Here is a 20,062-nt window from a genome sequence, read left to right on the forward strand (position 1 = left end):
AAAGCAGAGAATATTCTCGATCGATGTGACATTCAATTATAGAAAATTAATCAAAGAAAAGGCCATCCATTCCGGATGGCTCTTCATAGTATCAAAAGTTTTCTAAAACAATTTTTCCAATGGTCCGTCCCGTTTCCAACTTCTCATGCGCCAAACGCAGGTTTGCTGCATTGATGGGTTCTAGTCGTTCAGTTAGTGTAGTTTTTATTTTTCCATCATCGATAAGGTTTGCCAGTTCATTCAGCAATTCGTGTTGTTTGATCATATCTTTGGTATGATACAAGGACCGTGTAAACATGAACTCCCAAACAAACGTTACACTTTTAGAAAACAACAAGTCCATTTTCAAGCTCCCCGCCCAGGTCTCCTTGTTTGTAGGTACGATAGAGCAAATTTTCCCTTGTGGAACAATAACCTCTGCCATATTTTCAAGATGTTGAACTGTATCATTCAAGCAAAAGATATAATCTACAGTATCCATACCAACCTCTTTGAGCTGGGGTTGAAAAGGCTCATTGTGATTTATGATAAAATCAGCACCTAAGCTTTTGACCCATTGAATGGACTCTGGACGAGAAGCCGTACCAATGACAGTCAATCCTGCTAATTTGGCAAGTTGAATAGCGATCGATCCTACTCCTCCAGCTGCACCGATAATCAGTATGTTTTTGTTTTCATTAGCGTGTAAGCTAATTCCTAAACGATCAAATAGGCCCTCCCATGCAGTAATCGAGGTAAGAGGTAATGCGGCGGCGGCAGCGAAATCCAAGCTGCTTGGCATATTTCCTGCAATTCGTTCATCAACCAAGTGAAATTCACTGTTACTGCCTGGCCGAGATACACTCCCCGCATAAAAGATCTTGTCCCCAGGTTTAAACAATTGGCAGTCTGGACCAACTTGTTCTACAATTCCAGCGGCATCCCAACCAAGAATTTTCGGTGATTCGGCTTCGTAGTTATGCTTTTCGCGAACGCCTACGTCTGCAGGGTTGACAGAGATTGCTTTTACACGGACAAGCAAATCGCGGCCAGTAGGGTTTGGCTTATCCAGATGAAGATCAATAAGGCTTTCTGGATTGGATATTGGGAGGTATCGGTAAGCGCCGACTGCTTTCATCTTTTGGTGTGTATTCATAGGTAATCTTCCTCTCAAACAGGTATTGTTGTACAGTTGCATTTTAATCAATTCAATTACTTTAAGTAAGTACGCAGATTTTTATGGTATAGTATGAAAAATCAAACCATTGGGGGGATCAGCTGATGGGCGACCGAAGAAACAAATATGGAGTAAATCCGGATATGCAAGCATGTCCGGTCGAAACAACGCTGGATGTTATTGGGGGTAAGTGGAAGGGGATCCTTCTCTATCAGCTCTTGGAAGGAACCAAAAGATTCAATGAATTCCGGCGCCTTAATCCGGGAATTACGCAGTTTATGCTCACATTGCAATTAAGAGAGCTTGAGCGTGATGGCATCATCCATCGTGAAGTATTTAAAGAGGTTCCGCCAAGAGTGGAATACTCCCTTACTGATTTCGGAAGGACCTTGAAACCGGTCATAACCTCCATGAAAGCATGGGGGGAGTCTTATAAAGAGCGGCTTAATGAAAATCGGACGGTACAAGAGGAGGAAGATTAACCCGAACACGAAATAGAAAAGGCCATCCCTTTTGGGATGACCTCTCCGATTTCGAGGAATGAAAGGTTACAACGTAGGTGTAATTAATTGTTCTTGTTCGAGTTCCGGCTCATTTGATTCACCGCACTGAACAAAGCTTTTATGGACGAAGTCATGATATCAACGTCAATGCCACAGCCCCAGTATACACTGCTGTCTGAGGCCGTGATTCCGATATAAGAGACGGCTTGCGACTTAGAACCAATCTCCAAAGCGTGCTCCGTATAGACCAGATCGCCATACTGCAGTCCGAGATAAGCTTGAAGCGCATTGCTGACCGAATCCAGTCTTCCGTCTCCGGTGCCTGTAATCTCCTGAACTCCGCCGTCCGTCTTCAGTACCACATTCGTCTCAAAGTTGTCTCCGTCATTAATCCGGTATCTAACCAACTCGATAGGCGAATTAATATTTACATATTCCTTAATGAAAATGTCGTATATTTCATTCGGAAGCAGCTCTTTCTGCTGGTGATCGGATACGTTTTTAACACAATACCCGAAGTGCTCACGCATCTTCTGAGGAAGATCGAGACCATACTTTTGCTGCAGGATATAACCGATTCCACCCTTGCCTGACTGGCTGTTGATGCGGATAATATCGCCTTCGTATTGTCTGCCGATATCCAGCGGATCAATCAGCAGATATGGAACCGACCAATGCTGCGGCTCCTTCTCCTCGCGCCACTTCATGCCCTTGGCAATCGCATCCTGGTGCGAACCAGAGAAAGCTGTAAATACAAGCTCGCCACCATAAGGGTGTCTTTCGCTCACTTTCATTTTGGTCAGCCGTTCATACACGGAGAGGATCGCCGGGATGTTCTCGAAGTTCAGCTTCGGGTCTACCCCATGCGAGTACATGTTCAGGGCCAGTGTCACAATGTCCACGTTCCCCGTCCGTTCCCCGTTTCCGAACAAGGTGCCTTCTACCCGCTGGGCTCCGGCCAGCATCCCCAGCTCGGCGTCCGCTACACCCGTTCCCCGGTCATTATGCGGATGCAGGGATAGAATAACATGCTCCCGGTAATTCAAGTGTTCACTCATATACTCAATCTGGCTGGCATAGACGTGAGGCATCGACATGGACACCGTTGCTGGCAGGTTGATGATCACCGGATTCTCCGCCGTCGGCTGCCATATGCCGAGCACCTGGTTGCAAATCTCCAGCGCAAAATCAATCTCCGTACCTGTAAAGCTCTCCGGCGAGTACTGGAACTGGAAGTTCCCTTCGGTGTCCGATGCGCACTCCTTGAGCAGCTTGGCACCACTGACCGCAATGTCGATAATCTCCTCTTTCGATTTGCGGAATACTTGGTCCCGCTGGGCTACAGAAGTCGAGTTGTACAAGTGCACAACTGCTTTTTTTGCACCCTTCAGCGAGTCAAAGGTTTTGCGGATAATATGCTCCCTCGATTGGGTCAGCACCTGAATCGTCACATCATCCGGGATCAAATTCTGCTCGATCAATGTCCGCAGGAAGGTGAATTCCGTTTCCGACGCTGCTGGGAAGCCGACTTCAATCTCCTTGAACCCGATCTCCACCAGCATTTTGAAGTATTCCAGCTTCTCCTCCAGGTTCATCGGAACGATCAACGCCTGATTGCCATCACGCAGGTCGACGCTGCACCAGGTCGGAGCTTCGGTGATATATTCCTTGCGGGTCCAGTTCAAGCTGGCCTCCGGCGGCATAAAGTATCCTCTGGCGTATTTCTCAACGTTTTTCATAGGTATCCATCCTTCCATCATTTTTGACATTGGTCATTACAAGGCAGGCTTAACGCAAAAAAGCCTTCCGTCTCCATGAACAGAGACGAAAGACTGTGACATCTTACGCGGTACCACTCCGAATTCATGCCATAGGCATGCACTCTACGGATATGGGTTCCCGGGCTTGCGGATAACCTCATATCCTCCTGAAGATAACGGTCAGGACTCCGGCTCCGCCTACTTCTCGGGTTCAGCGGGCAACTCCAAGGTGAGTTCGGTTTCTCCTCGCGGCTGTTTCACACCAACCAACAGCTCTCTGAGCGCTTAGAAAAGCGTACTATTCCTTATCAACGTATTAGGATATTAAAGCCATGCTATAACACCTGTGCCTCGTTGTCAATTGCCTTTTTGCAGTTTTATGTTTTTCCAGCACGCAAAAGATCTCTGGAGGAGTATCTGAAACAATGAGGCTGGACTAAGCCCATACGCTAGGACAATGCTCTGGCCAGCAAGATGAACCGGTGCTGGGTCACCTCAAAATAACCCTGCTGCTTAATAAGCTGATGTATGCTGTACAGCTCATCTCTGTGTTTATCGACTTCGAATTCCGGGACCTGCCACGGAATGGCATTTAAATAATAAACCAAAGCGCCGACATCATAGAATCGTTGACTAACAAACTGCTCAGACTGTTTCACCACTTCAAATTGATTCTCCCGCACTCCCTGCACGGCAGCTTCGAGCTTCCACTCCGCAAATTCACGGTTTAACGGTACGCCGAATCGTTCGTTGATCTCGTGACAATCCGTGCCTCCCGACTGTTGAGTAAGGAAGTAGCCGCCACCTGCGAGCACCCGCCGAACCTCCCGCGGCGAATATGATTCGTGCTTGTTCAGCACCAGATCGAACTGGCCGGTCTCAAAAGGAAGCTGCTCGTCATCCTGGACAGGATGGACATTCACACCCAGCGGCTCCAGTCGCTCCCTGGCAACGGACAAATTCGGCAGATAGCCCTCAGTAGCGCACACGGATTTCGGCCACGGCCGCAACCTCGCTAACAGCTCACCACCGCCGGTTCCCATATCGAGCATGGACTCGGCTTCCTGCATGAGCTGGATCGCCATACTTCCGTAAGACCATGCCAAGCAGTCGCTATTCATTCGCCCCGTTTCCACAATATAAGAAAAATCCCATCCCGAGAACGGATGGCTCGCCTGCCCGATCAAATATTCAAATTGTTTGTCTTCTCTTCTCATCTATAAGTCCCTCCAATAATGTGATCTGCAAACTGAATATTACTTCATTTACAGATCCAATCCGGTGGGCCACGTGCATAAGGAGATAGGACTTAGTACTCGTGTTCAATCGATCGCATAAGATTGCTCCTCTCAATTCATACAATCACCTTTTGTTAGATTAAATGAATCTCTGCACGTCCGGCTGTTTCGCTAAATAAAATACATTTCCAGTACCGCTTTTAATCCATCTTCGTCGTTGGATGAGGTTATTACATCTGCTGCAGCCTTGACCTCATCAGGTGCATTCCCCATCGCCACACCTAGTCCCGCAAATTGGAGCATGTCGATATCGTTGTAATTATCGCCAAAAGCGATGATTTCCTCTCTGGTAACGCCATACGCTCTGGTTAAGATGTCAATGGCCGAAGACTTCAGAACATGGGAAGCCATGACTTCAAGATAAGTAGGCTTGGATTTATAGATGGTGATCTCGGGATACCGGATCTTTAATTCTGTTTCAAGAGAAGCTATAGCTTCCGGATGGCCCATACAGAGAAGCTTATGAATAAACGGGGGAGTGTCATGATTGAAATTAAAAGGCTGTGCATCAGTACCCGTTATCTCTTGTTCTTGGATAACCCATTCATCGTCCAGGGACAGCACAAACCAATGGTCCTTGTTATAAGCACTAAAGCTAATATCTGAAAACTTGTTGGATATCAAGGCATAAATCCCTTTTACGTCTTGGGGCTCCATTGCTTTAGTATGCAGCACTTCCCGGCTTCCGTTCTGCCCAGCAGCGCCAAGCACAAGCGCCCCGCTAAAACAAACTAAGGGTTCATTCATGCCCAGTTCCTCAAGCAACGGGAGAATGCCCACCGGCATCCGTGCCGAGACCAGGACGAAGGGCACTCCCTTTTGCTTTAAAAGCTGAACGGCCTCCTTGGTTCCCGGAGTTATTTCATGGTTTGAATTTAATAACGTACCGTCGATATCGCTGAAAATCATCTTATATCTCATCTGGTTCCCTCCTATCTCACCAAGAACCCTTAGTACCATCAGATTTCAAGCGGACCCCTTGACCCCATATATATTTCTCAAGAAACCCACATAAGTCACAATGAAATAAACAAGATAGATCACCGCAAACACCAGTACTGCCAGAAGATAATATGAGACAATCCCTGCCTGAATGCCTGTGTAATAAACAAACCGTTCGCTGGCGAACATGCCGATGAACATACTGAGGACAATCGAAATCACGAACGGACATAGATAATATACAGCCAGCTGTTTTAGAACAACACGATCCGTTTCTTTCCTGCTCAGTCCCAGCTGCTTGAGAATAGCATAACGGAATCGATATTTAGAGGAGTCACTGAGCTGCTGGACCGCAAGAATCGTTAACGCAGCACAAAGAAACACAATACCGATATAAGCCAGAACAAATGCTATGGTTACTAAGGATAATTTTACTTCCCCAATGTCAGTATCCCTAACCTGGACGACTCCGGAATGCCTGAGCAGCTTGCTGCTCCCATATCCATGTTGGATCTTCGAGTTATGTTGTTCAAAATCATCAGAAAATGGTTGAATGGATCGGAGACGGTCGCTCAAATCAGAGGGTGCCTTTCCTTCTAAGCTTACGGCCAATAAGGAATAATACGGGTGCATGGATTTCAAATATTGATCAGGAACCACAATGAGATAATCCGCTCCGTTCATTCCACCTTGACCAAGGGGGTCGGTATACGTCCCTCTGTACATCAGAGCGTTGTTACCCGTTAGATAACCGCTTGCGGCTAACCGTTCCAAGAAGGGCTTTACTCTATCTATACATTGAATCAAGTAACCGTTATTGCCAATCTCTACTGTTTTATAGCCAAGCATGGACCGGATATAATTATAGTCACTTAGGCCAATATAGGTGTCGTAGCCATAATAGGAGCTGCCGTTGGCCCCCTGCCATGCCCCATCTACATGTTCATATAGATCCTGATTAATGGTATTTGTACCGTTCTCATAGATACGGTAAGTGTGCTGATCTTCTATCTTGGCACCCTCAGATATGATGCTTAGCTCATGATTAAAGTTATAAGTTGTATCTTCACTGAAGACCAGCACATCAAATGGCAGGCTTCGATCCAATTCTTTATTCTGATAATCCGCGGCCATCATGACAACCATCCATGCAAGCAGCGCCGTTGTAAATAGAATCGTCAGGGTTCCCATTGTGAAGCGCATGGTCTTAATTTTTGAAGACAACTGCCGAAAAACAAAAATATTGGCTTCCCTGTATATCCCCTTGTGCCGTTTTTGAATATAGCTGATGAAGAACGAAGAGAGCCCTATATATAAAAAATAAATGGCCACAATCAAACCGGCAATATAAAACCACACCGATCCATTGCTCAATTTGGAGGTTAGTACAACCACGTTAAATATAATAATATAGGTTACAGAGATGAACAGATATATTCGTTTCCACGTTTTTTTCTCGTTATTGATGAACTCGTTCTGTTTATCCATGTAGATCAAGCTGTTAATGGTCATCTTCTTGAACTTACGCTTTACCCTAAACAAGGCCAATATATAGGCGAATAGAAACAAACCGAAGGTCAACAGCAAATTCCATAGACTGAAGTCAGGTGAAATAGAGTACTCTGCATCGACAATGGAATAAAAGATGTTGGTAAACGCAATCTGAAAAAACATGCCCGGAATTATTCCCGCAAGCAACGAAATAAACCCAAGAATCATATTCTCCTTACGGAAACTGGAAGCAATTTGTTTCTTCTTCATACCCAATAGCAAATAGGTCCCAAACTCCTTGCTGCGTTTCTCCATCATGAAAGTAACCATGTAATGAACGAGCCAAATGACTATGCATATTATGAAACATGATGCCAAGGCAACAAAGGCAATGAACATGGTAAATTCCCGATAGAGATTCTTCATATCTGTGGAGAACATCATGCCATTGAAGGCAAACATAAGTGAAGACACCACCGCCATGGTCATGATGTATAGGATATAATCTCTCGAAGATCGCTTCACATTGCGAAGAGTGAGTCTACTCAGCATCTGGAACGTCACCCCCTGTGAGGGAAAGAACATCCAGGATCTTATTTAAAAATACGCGCCTTGTATCGTTTCCTCTAACTAACTCGTGAAATATTTCACCATCCTTGAGGAACAAAATACGCTTGCAATAGCTAGCCGAGAATGCATCATGTGTAACCATTAGAATTGTTGCACCCAAATTTTCATTCATCGATGTAAATGTATCCAACAGCGTCGTAGCTGATTTAGAATCAAGCGCACCTGTCGGTTCATCGGCCAGAATCAGCTTCGGCTCATTTACCAGCGCCCTGGCACAGGCGCAGCGCTGTTTCTGCCCTCCTGACACTTCGTAAGGGAATTTATCTTTGATTGGATAAATACCCAGCTGGTCCATCGTTTGCCTGGATCTTGCATTAATCTCCTTTTTCTCTTTACCTTGCAGGGACATTGCGAGAATGATGTTTTCTTCGATCGTCAGGGTGTCCAGAAGATTAAAGTCCTGAAAAACAAAACCAAGATTATGCTTACGAAATAGCGCAAGCTTCTCCTCGTTCAAAGTGGTAATATCCTGATTCTCAAAATAAATATGACCTGAGGTCACCGTGTCAATTGTAGACAGCATATTTAGCAGAGTTGTCTTTCCGGAACCTGATGGGCCCATGATTCCCATAAATTCACCGGAATTTATTTCGAAGCTAACTCGATTCAGCACCTTAGTCATGTTAGCTTTGGTTCCGTAATATTTCTCCACATCACAAATTCTTATGAATCCACTCAATAGGTCTCATTCCTTTCGCAACGGATAACACAAATATAGTTGTTAGCATTCCTATATTGTATGTAGTTATCTTTCATCCATCTTTCAGTTTTGAAAGAAACGAGTGCTTGGGAAAGAGTAAGGTGATTTCTGTAAATTCCCCCAATCTGGATTGTGCGCTGATTTGAAGCCCTAGCTTAAGGCAAAGCTTCCTGCAAAGATATAGGCCAATCCCCGTAGACTTGCCTCTGCTGCGGCCGTTGGAGCCAGTGAATCCTTTATCAAAAATACGGTTCTTCTCCCCCTCGGGTATCCCAATTCCATCATCCCTCACCGTCAGTTTGATTCCGCTGTTCATTGTGATACTGCAAATAGAAATCACTCCGCCGCCTTCCCTCTTATATTTCATGGCATTGAGCAGAATTTGTCCAAGAATAAACTCCAGCCATTTGCTATCAGAGAATACGGTTGTATCCTTACACTCCACTTCGACACTCATTTGATTCTGTATCATTAGATACTTATTTTTCTTAAGAACGTTGGATACAACTTCCTGTAACTTCGTTTCTTTTATTATGTAATCTTTATAGACCTCATCGGACCGGGCATAGAATAACGCCTGCTCCACATCGTTATCCAGTTCGGTCAGATATCTCTCTATGCGCCTGCTGTAATTATGCTCTTGATTATGACAGGCCAGACGTATTTGGGTGATAGGAAGTTTAACCTCGTGAATCCAGCCTTCGATAAATTCACGGTACTCCTTCTGCTCATGTTCCAGCTGATAGATCCTCTCGACAACCGCTTTGTTGGATTTCCTGAGGATTTCCCGGTAAAGCTGGTCTTCTAAACGCCATGAATTTTCTATACATTCATGAACAAGATAGGGCTGATCAAGCTCTTTCATTAATGCATCGATCTTTCCAAAATAAAGCTTGCGTCTCCAATAATCGACCGTGGCCCATATCAAATAGACAAGGGACCATGTGATAGCAATGAGCAGCACCGTTGTCCTGTTGTTCCGAACTGCCAGCAGATAGAGGGAGAGAAGTAATACGCCTATTCCATTTAGGAGAATCAAGATGATTTTATCTTTCAGATATCCACCCAAGGTCATATTATATAACCCACCCCTCTTTTGGTCCCGATAAAATCCGTTACCCCTAACTGCTCCAGCTTGCTTCTGATCCTGGTCACATTCACACTGAGCGTATTGTCATCAATGAACACATCGTTATCCCACAGATATTCGATAATATCCAGTCTTGGAACGACCTCGCCCTTCCGCTGGAACAGGTAATGCAGCAGCTTGAACTCATTTTTGGACAATTCCTGCGAATTGCCCCGGTACACCAACTTGTAGGAGCGTTGATCCAGCGTAAGCCCCTTATGCACAAGAGTCTGCTCCCCGCCTCGATCCTCACCTTTTGTACGTTTCAATACAGCAGAGATTCTAGCCAAAAGAACAGTAGGGTGATAGGGCTTCGTTATGTAGTCATCGCCCCCTGATGTAAATGCCTGCAGCTCGTCAATTGAACTGCTTCTCCCCGTTATAAAAATAATAGGAACTTTCGAAGACTTGCGGATAGCCGTGCATATAGAGAATCCATTGTATTCCTGAAGGTTGATGTCAAGCAATATCAAATCAGGGTTGTTCCTTACATCCCATTCCACAGTCGAGAAATTTTCGGTACATATCACATCGTATCCCGCATTTCGCAGCAGAATTTCCAGCTCTTCTCTAATAGATTCTTCATCCTCTATAATCAAAATTCTCGCCATAGTTGGTTGCTCCTTTTGCCTTAATGGAGTGAGAAAGCACAGAAGTTCAGGATATGGAATAACCGGCGTAGCTTGGCGCTACCCCGGTCATCTTATAGGCTAAATCCCCTGTATAATGAACAAACACCTATATACATTCGACGCTTTACGTTAAAAACCTCCACCAAGCCAAGCAACTAGAACCCTTTAGAAGCCCGCCTCTAGCGTGAATGATTTAACTGGTCTGCCAATCTTCTTATTTCCACGCTCATTCTGGTATTAACGGGATACGCTTCTTTCAGATAACGAAGAATATGCAGCGCCGACTCCGGAGTCCGCTCGTATCCCAGGATCATATCGCCCACCCGAGCTGCAAAGGAAGGGTATCTTCTTTCCATCCGCCGTTCTTCACCGAACACATCCGGGAAGTACGCCTCCTCCTTCTCCAGCAAATGCAGAACGGACAAGATGTTATCCACGGCATAACTCTGGACGAACCTGGCCGCGGAGAGCTTCTCTCCCCGGGCATAACGGCATAGTCCTACATATAAGTTGGTCAAAGCCTCGTTCAACGAAAAATCCAGCTCCTCCCTCCGCTGCGTCTCCGTTCGCTTTCCTCCCTTAGCGATCCCCGCAAGTTTCGAACTTGCGAGATTCGGGTCTATCCACACAATCCTTCCCTCCGAGTATGCGATGTTTTCCATCTCCTCCTCCTCGAACACGGCAAACTCCCCATATATCCCGTCCTCGAACAAGATCTTGTATCCGTCCACCGTATTTCGGAAGGTATACGCTAGCGGGCACACCTCCTCCAGCCAATCCAGCTGCTCAATATACCGTCGTTTATACCCTGGCTTCACAATCACAAAAAAGTCTAAATCGGAATAGTCATCAATCCGCTCCATTTCTACCCCAACCGATCCAACTCCTAATAGCAGCAGCGCCTCGCCCCTCTGCTCCAGCGACCCTCCGATTTCATCAAGCCTTCTAAGAAGCTGTTCCTTCCTTGCCATCCTGATCTCCTCCATTCGATTAATAAAAAAAGGCCCAACCCCACTACAGCGAGGTTGAACCTTTCGGTTACATGGCCTTTAATTTATTCTCACATTACTTGGATAATGCCTGGGTTGTCAAGACCGTATCCACGTGTCGGATACTTCGCCTTAATGACTTACTCCTAACACCTCTGCAAGTTCATATAAGGAGTGGTATTGTTTAATTTGATAATACCTTCCCTCCTTCTGTAAGTACCCTTTATCACAAAATTGGGTTAGCACATGTAATAAGTGACGGTAGGATACGCCTAAATAATCACACACCGTTACGTGTTTCTCCTTATAAATCCCTTCATCCGTTGTTTGCAGAATAAAATCTGCAAGCCGGTTTTCAAGCGGAAAAGCAAGGCTCTGTGAATACTTTGTAGCCATAAATGTCGCTTTTATACTTAAAAACTTGGTTAGTTCACGCAGGAATTTTGTATCCTCCATCAATAGTGCCCGGCAGCGATGAGTGGGAAGAGCGAAGCAAAGCGTCTTGGTTAAAGCCTGAATTCCTTTTGTATAGTACACCTCATTTAATAATTCCATCTCCCCGATGTAATCATGAGCGTTGATAAAATTAATTAAAGAAACCTTCCCATTTTGATGGGTTACATAAATTTTTGCCTTTCCTTCAATCACATAGAACAGAAAATTGGGCCTCGTGCCTTCCCGGATAATCCACTCATCACGTTGATACTCATGCACTTCCACCCACTCTTCAACTGGAATAGAAAATAAATGTGAAATGGAGTTCTTCTCCATCAGCAATCGTTTTTTCTCACCCTTGTAGATTTCCATCTTCCCACCTCAAAACCTGAGATATCTCATATTTTGTACTCGTATCTCCATGATAGCATGCAAACCATGGAGGGAAGCCAAATGAACACACATCGCTGGATGAGTATACAATTTTTCTGCTTTTTTATCACATGGGGGATTTTTCTGCCCTATTGGACGGGATGGATGGTTCATACCAAAGGGATTTCGGTTCCTGAGGCCAGTCTGATTATGAGCTGTGGCCTGGTTGCAAGAGGCCTTTCCACATTAGTTGCCTTCCCCTCTCTATCCGGGAAGTTTAGCAGCAAAGCTTTATTAAGTGGAGCAGGAATCGGTACACTGATTGCTATTCTGTTTTATATTCCGTCAAGCTCCTTTACCAGCTTGCTTGTAGTTACATTAGTATTTCACTTCTTCTACCCGGTATTGATGCCTACCTTGGATAGCGCTGCTGGCCTCCTCGTCCAAAGCAACCAATTAAAACATTACGGAAAAAGCCGGCAGTGGGGATCGATTGGGTTCATCTTGGCAGGCATGGTTCTATCTGTTTTTACAGGGATGTTTGGAGATCAAGTGATTTTATGGGCGTTCTTAATTGGTATAGTGGTATTTGTATGCCTTGGCTTCATGCGCGCGCCTGATATTCTAGCTGCAAAGCCACCTGTAGATCAGGTACAGCAAGGGGGGATATTAAAATTATTCCGTATCAAACACTTTGGTTTGGTACTGATTATCGTAATCTTACTGCAAGCAGCGCATGCTTCTTATTACAATTATGGTTATCTCTATTTGCAGGAAATCCATGCCCCCCAATATTTAATAGGCGCCATTATTAACATTGCCGTGATGGCAGAAATCATCCTGTTCTCCATCGCAGATCGGAAGCTTGGTAAGTACTCGACAGGCACCTTGCTCACCATAGCAGCATTAGGTTCTTCCTTACGTTGGATATTAGTATTTGCCTTTCCTAATGTCGTTGTATTCAGTATTGCTCAAACCCTGCATGCATGCTCATTTGCTATGGGACATTATGCCTTTATGAAATACTTAATAAGAAACATTCCACCTGCACAGATACCGAAAGCCCAAGGCATCTATTCAGCACTGGCTCTTAGCTGGAGCACTGCAGTGTTTACCATTTTCGGAGGCTATTTATACGAGATTGAGCCAAGGTACGCCTTTATTGGCATGATTGGATGTACGATTCCAGCAATGATACTTGCGCTTGTATATCGAAAGCTGGAACACTATTCTAGCTCTGAAAAAAGAATGCATATGTAACTACATGCTTTAAGGACCGTTCTTTTGAGGAACGGCCCTTTCGCTTTGTTCAGCATCGTTTTCTTATCTAAACGCATTTGGTACCGCACACGCAAACATGAGGCCATCCATTTGGGTTGGCCTCATGCGCATTAAGGTTAATTTGTGATCTTCACATTGCCAAACACGGCCTTATTCCCCGCTTCATCTCCCGGATTGCTGAGCGCCATGCCGATATACACCTGGCGGCTCATAGGGATCTGAACGGTTCCAACCGTCTTCCAGCGCTTCCCGTCAGACGAGACCGCGCCTGTGATGGCATTTCCCTTTCGGCTCAACTTAAGCCAGCTTGGAGCAGAGGCATCCGCTGTCTGGTCGACCGTACTGCCCGTGGTCTCTTTACGATACTGGAAGGCCGCCCCATTCTCAGGGGTAATCATCATGTCCGCATGTTTCGCATCATGCCCCAACGACTCCCGGATCATAAGACCAGCCTTGGCCCAACCGTTCATGCGTTCTGTTGAACGCAGCTGAACCAAGATCTCCGAATCCCCTTTCACAGGCTGATATACAAAGTTCAGCTGATCCGCTCTTCCCCAAATATCCGTGGATGTACTGCTCATGGTAAATTGCTTATTGGAGGAATTATATACAACATTCCCGGGCTTGGAGCCGATATTTCTTGCCTTCCAGCCTGTAGGCAGCTGAGCAGGATAGTCATGTTCACCCGGCAGTGTCCAGTCCGGTGTCGGCCATGTTGTGCGTTCATCGATCTTGGCCAGCTGGGCTTCAGGCCAGGCCCCATAGGAGAAGAACGACAAGCGTTTCACGCCAGGATAATTCTCGCGAATTCCCTTGTAAATTTCCTGGTATTCATCATCAGTCCAGTCATTATCCAGCGTTGCTACAATTTCCACTGGACTGCCACTGATCCGGTCGCTCGTATCCTTCAGGATACCGTAGGACTTGCTGTACACCCAGTCACTGTTGAATTCCCAGTCATCAAAGTACGCCATAGGGGCGACAAAGTCGATAGAATTTTTAAATTTGGCCACATTCTGCCCCACCTCTGTAAATTCCGGCGGCAAAATATAGACACCAAGCTGCACATCCGGGTTTGAGGATTGGGAAATATCCTGACGGATATCGCCTACATACTTTCCGATCTGATCTGTTCTCCATTCATTCCACTGCTTCCGCTGAGTGGAATCCACATCGAAATTAATACTGAGCGGTGAGTATCCGAATTGCGCCTTATATTTGGCCACGGTATAATCGCTTACATCCATGTTGTAATTATCGAAACGGATCCAGTCCAGCACAACGCCGTCAACCGCATAATTCTCGACTACTTCCTGAATGATGGAGCGTTCATACTGCTGCACTTCATGATGAATTGGATTGACGAAGTATTCGTTGCCGTTAGAACCCTTAAACGGGGTCTGAACCCCGCCCACCAGCGCCTGCATCTGCCATTCCTTGTGCTTCCGGAAGGCCTCCTGATCATGGAATTGCGGAATCCAGGCATGCACTTTAATTCCTGCGGCATGGGCTGCTGTAATGACCTCCTGAAGAGCATCGAAATTCTCGTAACCTTGTGCAATCGGAGCGATATCGCTCTGATAGAACACCCGTCCGGACGGGACCTCGTCATCTTCATCCTGCTTCACGTTCATACTGATGACATCAACGCCGTAGCGTTTGGACAGCGTAATAAAGTTCTGAACATCCGCCTTGTTCTTAAACTGGTTAACTGTTCGTACAATAACCTCTGTTTCAAAAGGGGGATTACTCCCCTCCTGAGCCATAGCGGGAAACGAGGAACCCAATAAAGAGACAACCAACGCCAAGCTTAACACTGCAATAGACCTTGCCTTCCGTGCAAATATCATATTCTCGCCTCCATAAAATAGTTGAATTTATGTTATTAACAAGAATTACTTCGCCGCGTTAATTTTCCGAAGATTCTCCTGCCATCTTTGGGTTTTGAACTCAAGCAGCTTATCCAGCCCAGCATTTTGGGCGTTCTTCTTAGCCGTCTCCAGAGCCGACAGCACCTCTCCATCCGACTTCGCTTGCACCATCTGGGCGAAAGCAAGGGTATGAATATTCTGAATATTTTGGGCGATGATGCCGATCTCCGTATCGGGAACCGGGTCGGTATTCACAAATTGTGTAATGTCCAGAGCGGTTTTCCAGGTCACCGTGGACTGTGCCACCGTCTCCCACGATTTCTGGTTCGCGGAAAGCGAGGCCTCGAGACTCATTTTCGCCTTATCGATAAAGGTCGTATTTCCCGCCCAGTTGAAATCTTCGAATTTCCGCATAGTTTCCGTACGCTCATTAGCAGGTGTCGTCTTGTATTTCTTATTCGGAATCGGAGCGCCATCGGCATTCTCTTCATCCCAATATAAACCTTTCGGACCGAAGAACAGAACCTTCTGTCCCTCCGGACCTGTGATCCAGTCATAATAAGCGAAGATGGCCTCCGGATCCTTGGCACTCGTCGTAATGACACTGACATTCCAGCCCAGCGTCTCAAAGCCGCTTACAAACACCTTGTTCTTGTCTAATCCAGCTTTATGGATCGGCCAAATAATCTCATATCCGCTGTCCGGTTTGCTTGCAGTCAGTGCCCGGTGTCCCTCGGCTCCGTACGTAGTGATGTTGGACTCGACCATGACCGCTACGCGCCCGGTGTTCACCTTCTCCTTGACCGCATCCTGGACTTGCTGCAGCGCATCCTGGGTAATCAGGCGTTCACGGAACAGCTTATTGATATACAGCATCATTTCCTTATAAGCGGGATCGTCATAGATGGGGAGCAGTTTGTTTCCTTCGGGATATCCCATGAGCGAAATGAATTTACTGGTGGAATTCTCCTTGAATCCACCATACATAATTTCAAGGCCTGCCCCTTTCTCCCCGACCTCAAGAGGCACCACATCCGGGTATTTGTCCCGCACCTGGAGCAGATATTGATACAGATCATCGAAGGTTTCCAGCTTCGGTCTGCCAAGCGCGTTATAAATCTCTTTATTGACCATCCAACCCCCATTTCCGAACTGCCCTGAGGTGTACCAATTCGGGATTTGATAGATCTTCCCATCCTCAGAGCGAAGCAGGTTCAGGGTGGATTCCTTTACATATTTCTTGAAGTTCGGATATTTCTCGTAGTATTGATCCAGCGCCACGAGTTTCCCTGCCTGCACCAGCCGTTCCACCGTCGATCCCCGGTCGGTGAAGATCACATCGGGCAGATCATCGCTGACGATCATCGTATTCAGCTTCTCCGCGGCCGCCCCTCCAGATTGCACTGGTTTCACGGTCACCTTCCGGTTCTCCTGAATCCATTTCGTTGCCGCATTCTCCCCCCACGGCGCTGTTGTAAGCCAGTCGTAATTTCCAAAGAAGCTGAAGGTAGTACCGTCATCTGCCCCGGTATTCCCTTTGCCCTGACCTTCTTCCTGCTTCCCGCCTCCGCTGCAAGCCGTGACTAGAAGCAGCAGGCAGACCAGCAGAAGCGATACCCATTTGAACCGCATACGCATTCTTTCCCCTTCTTTCTACACGATATGGAGATTGCTAGTGACTCTATTCTTTCAATGAACCGATCAATACCCCCTTAACAAAATACTTTTGCAGGAAAGGGTACGTCAGAATAATCGGAATGGTAGCGATCATCATCGTAGCCATGGTCAATGACTTCGTTGTAACCGTCCGATTCCGGTTCATATGATCCAGTGCGATAGCATTCGATGAGCCGAGTTCAGTCATAATGTTGGAGTTCATAATTTGCCGCAGCAGCGTCTGTATCGGAAGCAGGTGGTCCTTCGTAATATAGATCGCTCCCGTGAACCAGTCGTTCCAGTAACCCACGGCTGTAAATAAAGCAATCGTAGCAAGCACTGGGCCTGAGACGGGAATGACGATCCGAAAGAAAATGCCGTAGTTGCTGCAGCCGTCAATCTTGGCCGATTCCTCCAGCCCGTCAGGCAGAGCGGAGAAGAACGTGCGGATGACAATCATGTTGTAGACGCTAATAATGCTAGGAATAATCAGAACCCAGAAGGTGTCCAGCATACCCAGCGAGCGGATCAGCAAATAAGTGGGAATCAGTCCTCCGCTAAAGAACATCGTGATCATGAAGAACACCATATACTGCTTGCGAAACAGCAATGTCTTCTTGGACATTCCGTAGGCTAACAGTGCCGTGAAGAAGACAGATAATACCGTACCGATCACAGTTCTAAGAACGGTGATCAAGAAAGAGTTCAACAAGCGGTGATCCTGAAACACAATGTAATAGTTCTCTAATGTGTACACTCTAGGCCACAGGGTTACACCGCCGAGCGCCGTATCACTCCCTTGATTGAAGGAAATAACAAGCGCGTTCCAAAACGGGTAGAGCATGATTACCGCCATCAGTGTCAAGAGGAGATAGATCGTCCGCTGCATCATTTTATCGCCCAGGCTTAGTCTCATTGTTCACCCCTCCTATAAGTTGTAGGTCTACCAGAGACTTACATCAGCCCGGCGGGCGATTTTGTTGGCGGTCACCAGCAGAATTACACTGATTACCGCTTTGAACAGCCCTACCGCTGTCGCATAAGAGAATCTGGCATTCAATATCCCAACACGATACACATAGGTGTCGATAACATCGGAGTAAGGCTGCAGAATTGGATTGGTTGCCAGCAGCAAAATGTCTTCAAAACCCGCACTGAGCAGATTGCCGATAGCAAGAATCATAAAGATAATAATTACAGGGGAAATACTAGGGAGTGTAATGGTGTAAATTTGCTTAAACCGGCTTGCGCCGTCTATAGAAGCGGCCTCATACATAGAAGGATCAACGCCCGCGATCGCAGCCAGATAGACAATGCTGCCAAACCCGATCTCCTTCCACACATTCACGCTCACAAGAATCGACCAGAAGTATTCCGGTATCGCCAGAAAGTTGATCGGCTCATGGGTCAGGTTCAGCTGCTCCAGCAAGTAGTTCACTGTTCCGTTATCCACCGACAGCAGTGAGAATACAAGGCCGGATACAATGACCCAGGACAGGAAATACGGCAGATAGCTGACTGTCTGGATAAATCGTTTAAAGGCCATATTCCCGATTTCATTAAGCATCAGCGCAAGCAGAATCGGGGCAGGAAAGGTAATGATCAGTTTCAGCAGACTAATCACAAGGGTATTTCTCATTACAGTCCAGAACTCAGGCGCCTCAAAGAACATTTTGAAATTCATCCATCCAACCCAAGCACTTCCCAACACGCCTTTAAAAATGTTGTACTGCTGAAACGCCATAACCACGCCATACATCGGAATGTAACTGAATATTGCGACAAAAATAATTCCCGGCCAGACCATGGACTGTAAATCCAACTGATTCGTAAATTTCTTCCATACACTTGGTTTGACGGCCGCCTTCATCCACGTTTCCTCCTCTGACGCCTTCTAGTGAAACATAGGCAGATACGGTTTGTTTTTCTCCAGCATTTCATCCAGCAGCTGTTCAGCTACAGTGACCGAAGGCACCAGCGGGTGATGAACCAATGCCTGCAGAGCAATGTCCCGGTCCCCGTGTACGGCTGCCTCGATGGTCAGGCTCTCGTATACCTTGACCGCCGCTAGCAGACCTTTAATGGACTCTGGAATTTTCCGCAGCGGAATTGGCAGCGGGCCCTGCTTGGTCACTATGCAGTTCACCTCAATGGAAGCATCGTCCGGCAGGAAGCCAATAATTCCGTTGTTGCGTACATTCAGTGTCTGGATATCGCGGGAATCATTATGAAGGGATCTCATCAGCAGTACCGCTGCCTCCGAGTAATACGCCCCGCCGCGCTGCTCCAGCTGCTTCGGTTTCTCCTTCAGCTCCACGTCCCGGTACAGCTTGAACAGCTCTTCCTCCACCTGCTTCACCACTTCCGCACGCGAGCCGGTCGTTGTCGCCGCTTCCTTCTGTTCCTCCAACATAGCGTCTGTCATATAGTAATAGCTCAGGTAATAGGAGGGGATCGATTTCAATCCATTCAGGAACCGGTGGTCCCAGGAATCAAACGGCACATTGCCCGCCTTGTAGCTCTGAGGGTAGTCAATAAGCTCCTGCAGCTTGCTCTCTCCGTCAATTACGACATCAGATACCCAGTGTAGATGGTTAATGCCAACAAACTCCGAGTAGATCTTCTCGATAGGAAGCCCGAAGAACCCGGAAAGCCACTTTTGAAAACCGATCGGCGAGTTGCACAGACCTATGGTTTTGACCGAAGAATACTTGTGAACAGCCTCAGTCACCATACCGGCCGGATTCGTAAAATTCAGCAGCCAGGCATCTGGCGCAAGCTCCTCGATATCCCTGCAGATATCCAGAATGACCGGGATGGTCCGCAGGCCTTTCATCATACCTCCGGGGCCTGTCGTCTCCTGACCGATCACATTGTACTTTAGCGGAATCAATTCGTCCCATTTCCGCGCTTCCAGCATGCCTACCCGGATTTGCGTGCAGACAAAGTCCGCTCCAGCGATAGCCTCCCTCCGGTTAAGCGCTTCCACAACGGTGATCGGCAAACCGGACTTAGCAATCATACGCCTGCTCAGTTCCGCAATCGTATGCAGCTTCTCCCTCCCCTCCTCAATATCCACCAGCCATACTTCGCCGATGGGAAGCTCTTTGTGGTGCATAAGGATGCCTTCAATAAGCTCAGGTGTATACGATGACCCGGCTCCGACGACGACTAGCTTTAATGTTTCCTTCATAACCAGACCCTTCTTTCGCCTTTT

Annotated in this window: 17 protein-coding genes and 1 other annotated feature; of the genes, 2 read left to right on the plus strand and 15 right to left on the minus strand. The window is 46.6% G+C overall.

The window, feature by feature from the left end; genetic code table 11:
* Positions 1–91: 91 nt before the first annotated feature.
* Positions 92–1,135 carry a zinc-binding alcohol dehydrogenase family protein gene (locus BN6628_RS24020; RefSeq protein WP_068621301.1) on the minus strand — a complete coding sequence of 348 codons (1,044 nt, stop codon included), beginning with the start codon at positions 1,133–1,135 and terminating at the stop codon, positions 92–94.
* A gap of 125 nt (positions 1,136–1,260) precedes the next feature.
* On the opposite strand from BN6628_RS24020, the gene BN6628_RS24025 reads away from it, so the two are divergent.
* Complete coding sequence (locus tag BN6628_RS24025; RefSeq protein ID WP_068621302.1) at positions 1,261–1,638, plus strand: winged helix-turn-helix transcriptional regulator; 378 nt, start codon at positions 1,261–1,263, stop codon at positions 1,636–1,638.
* Positions 1,639–1,721: 83 nt separating this feature from the next.
* On the opposite strand, the gene leuA is transcribed toward BN6628_RS24025, so the two are convergent.
* The 9 genes from leuA to yeiL all read right to left on the minus strand — a co-directional run bounded on the left by leuA (position 1,722) and on the right by yeiL (position 12,037).
* The gene (leuA, locus tag BN6628_RS24030; RefSeq protein ID WP_068621303.1) at positions 1,722–3,398 is read right to left on the minus strand and encodes a 2-isopropylmalate synthase; all 1,677 of its coding nucleotides are present in this window, start codon (positions 3,396–3,398) and stop codon (positions 1,722–1,724) included.
* Positions 3,399–3,476: 78 nt separating this feature from the next.
* Positions 3,477–3,740: a binding site (T-box leader), on the minus strand.
* 128 nt (positions 3,741–3,868) lie between these two features.
* Positions 3,869–4,636, minus strand: a complete 768-nt coding sequence (locus BN6628_RS24035; RefSeq protein ID WP_068621304.1) for a class I SAM-dependent methyltransferase — start codon at positions 4,634–4,636, stop codon at positions 3,869–3,871.
* Positions 4,637–4,828: 192 nt separating this feature from the next.
* A complete protein-coding gene (locus BN6628_RS24040; protein ID WP_068621305.1) occupies positions 4,829–5,638 on the minus strand; it encodes a Cof-type HAD-IIB family hydrolase in 810 nt (269 codons plus the stop codon).
* A gap of 45 nt (positions 5,639–5,683) precedes the next feature.
* Positions 5,684–7,702 carry an ABC transporter permease gene (locus tag BN6628_RS24045; protein ID WP_068621306.1) on the minus strand — a complete coding sequence of 673 codons (2,019 nt, stop codon included), beginning with the start codon at positions 7,700–7,702 and terminating at the stop codon, positions 5,684–5,686.
* Entirely contained in the window at positions 7,692–8,459 is a 768-nt protein-coding gene (locus BN6628_RS24050) for an ABC transporter ATP-binding protein (protein WP_068621307.1), read from the minus strand. Before BN6628_RS24050 ends, BN6628_RS24045 begins: the two co-directional genes overlap by 11 nt.
* Before the next feature lie 73 nt (positions 8,460–8,532).
* Entirely contained in the window at positions 8,533–9,555 is a 1,023-nt protein-coding gene (locus tag BN6628_RS24055) for a sensor histidine kinase (RefSeq protein ID WP_068621309.1), read from the minus strand.
* The gene (locus BN6628_RS24060) at positions 9,552–10,220 is read right to left on the minus strand and encodes a response regulator transcription factor (protein ID WP_068621311.1); all 669 of its coding nucleotides are present in this window, start codon (positions 10,218–10,220) and stop codon (positions 9,552–9,554) included. The genes BN6628_RS24055 and BN6628_RS24060 overlap by 4 nt, the downstream gene beginning before the upstream one ends.
* Positions 10,221–10,420: 200 nt before the next feature.
* Entirely contained in the window at positions 10,421–11,212 is a 792-nt protein-coding gene (locus BN6628_RS24065; protein ID WP_068621314.1) for a hypothetical protein, read from the minus strand.
* Positions 11,213–11,362: 150 nt separating this feature from the next.
* Positions 11,363–12,037: a transcriptional regulator YeiL gene (gene yeiL, locus BN6628_RS24070; RefSeq protein WP_068621316.1), complete on the minus strand. Its 675-nt coding sequence runs from the start codon at positions 12,035–12,037 to the stop codon at positions 11,363–11,365.
* Between the two features lie 81 nt (positions 12,038–12,118).
* Here yeiL and BN6628_RS24075 point away from each other — a divergent pair, with 81 nt between their 5' ends.
* Positions 12,119–13,297, plus strand: a complete 1,179-nt coding sequence (locus BN6628_RS24075; protein WP_068621318.1) for an MFS transporter — start codon at positions 12,119–12,121, stop codon at positions 13,295–13,297.
* A 137-nt stretch (positions 13,298–13,434) separates the two neighbouring features.
* On the opposite strand, the gene BN6628_RS24080 is transcribed toward BN6628_RS24075, so the two are convergent.
* Genes BN6628_RS24080 through BN6628_RS24100 form a run of 5 tightly spaced genes read right to left on the minus strand, consistent with a single transcriptional unit; the run spans position 13,435 to position 20,038 of the window.
* Positions 13,435–15,168, minus strand: coding sequence for a family 10 glycosylhydrolase (locus tag BN6628_RS24080; protein WP_068621321.1), 1,734 nt, complete (start codon positions 15,166–15,168; stop codon positions 13,435–13,437).
* Positions 15,169–15,213: 45 nt separating this feature from the next.
* Complete coding sequence (locus tag BN6628_RS24085; RefSeq protein ID WP_235847695.1) at positions 15,214–16,821, minus strand: extracellular solute-binding protein; 1,608 nt, start codon at positions 16,819–16,821, stop codon at positions 15,214–15,216.
* A 49-nt stretch (positions 16,822–16,870) separates the two neighbouring features.
* A complete protein-coding gene (locus BN6628_RS24090; RefSeq protein WP_068621325.1) occupies positions 16,871–17,761 on the minus strand; it encodes a carbohydrate ABC transporter permease in 891 nt (296 codons plus the stop codon).
* A gap of 27 nt (positions 17,762–17,788) precedes the next feature.
* On the minus strand, positions 17,789–18,715 hold the full coding sequence (locus BN6628_RS24095) for an ABC transporter permease (protein ID WP_068621327.1): 927 nt from the start codon (positions 18,713–18,715) through the stop codon (positions 17,789–17,791).
* A 24-nt stretch (positions 18,716–18,739) separates the two neighbouring features.
* Positions 18,740–20,038 (minus strand): 6-phospho-beta-glucosidase, encoded by a 1,299-nt coding sequence (locus BN6628_RS24100; RefSeq protein ID WP_068621329.1) that lies wholly within the window; start codon positions 20,036–20,038, stop codon positions 18,740–18,742.
* Positions 20,039–20,062 lie beyond the last annotated feature (24 nt).

The sequence above is a fragment of the Paenibacillus tuaregi genome, from assembly GCF_900086655.1.
In the GTDB taxonomy this organism is placed as follows: Bacteria; Bacillota; Bacilli; order Paenibacillales; family Paenibacillaceae; genus Fontibacillus; species Fontibacillus tuaregi.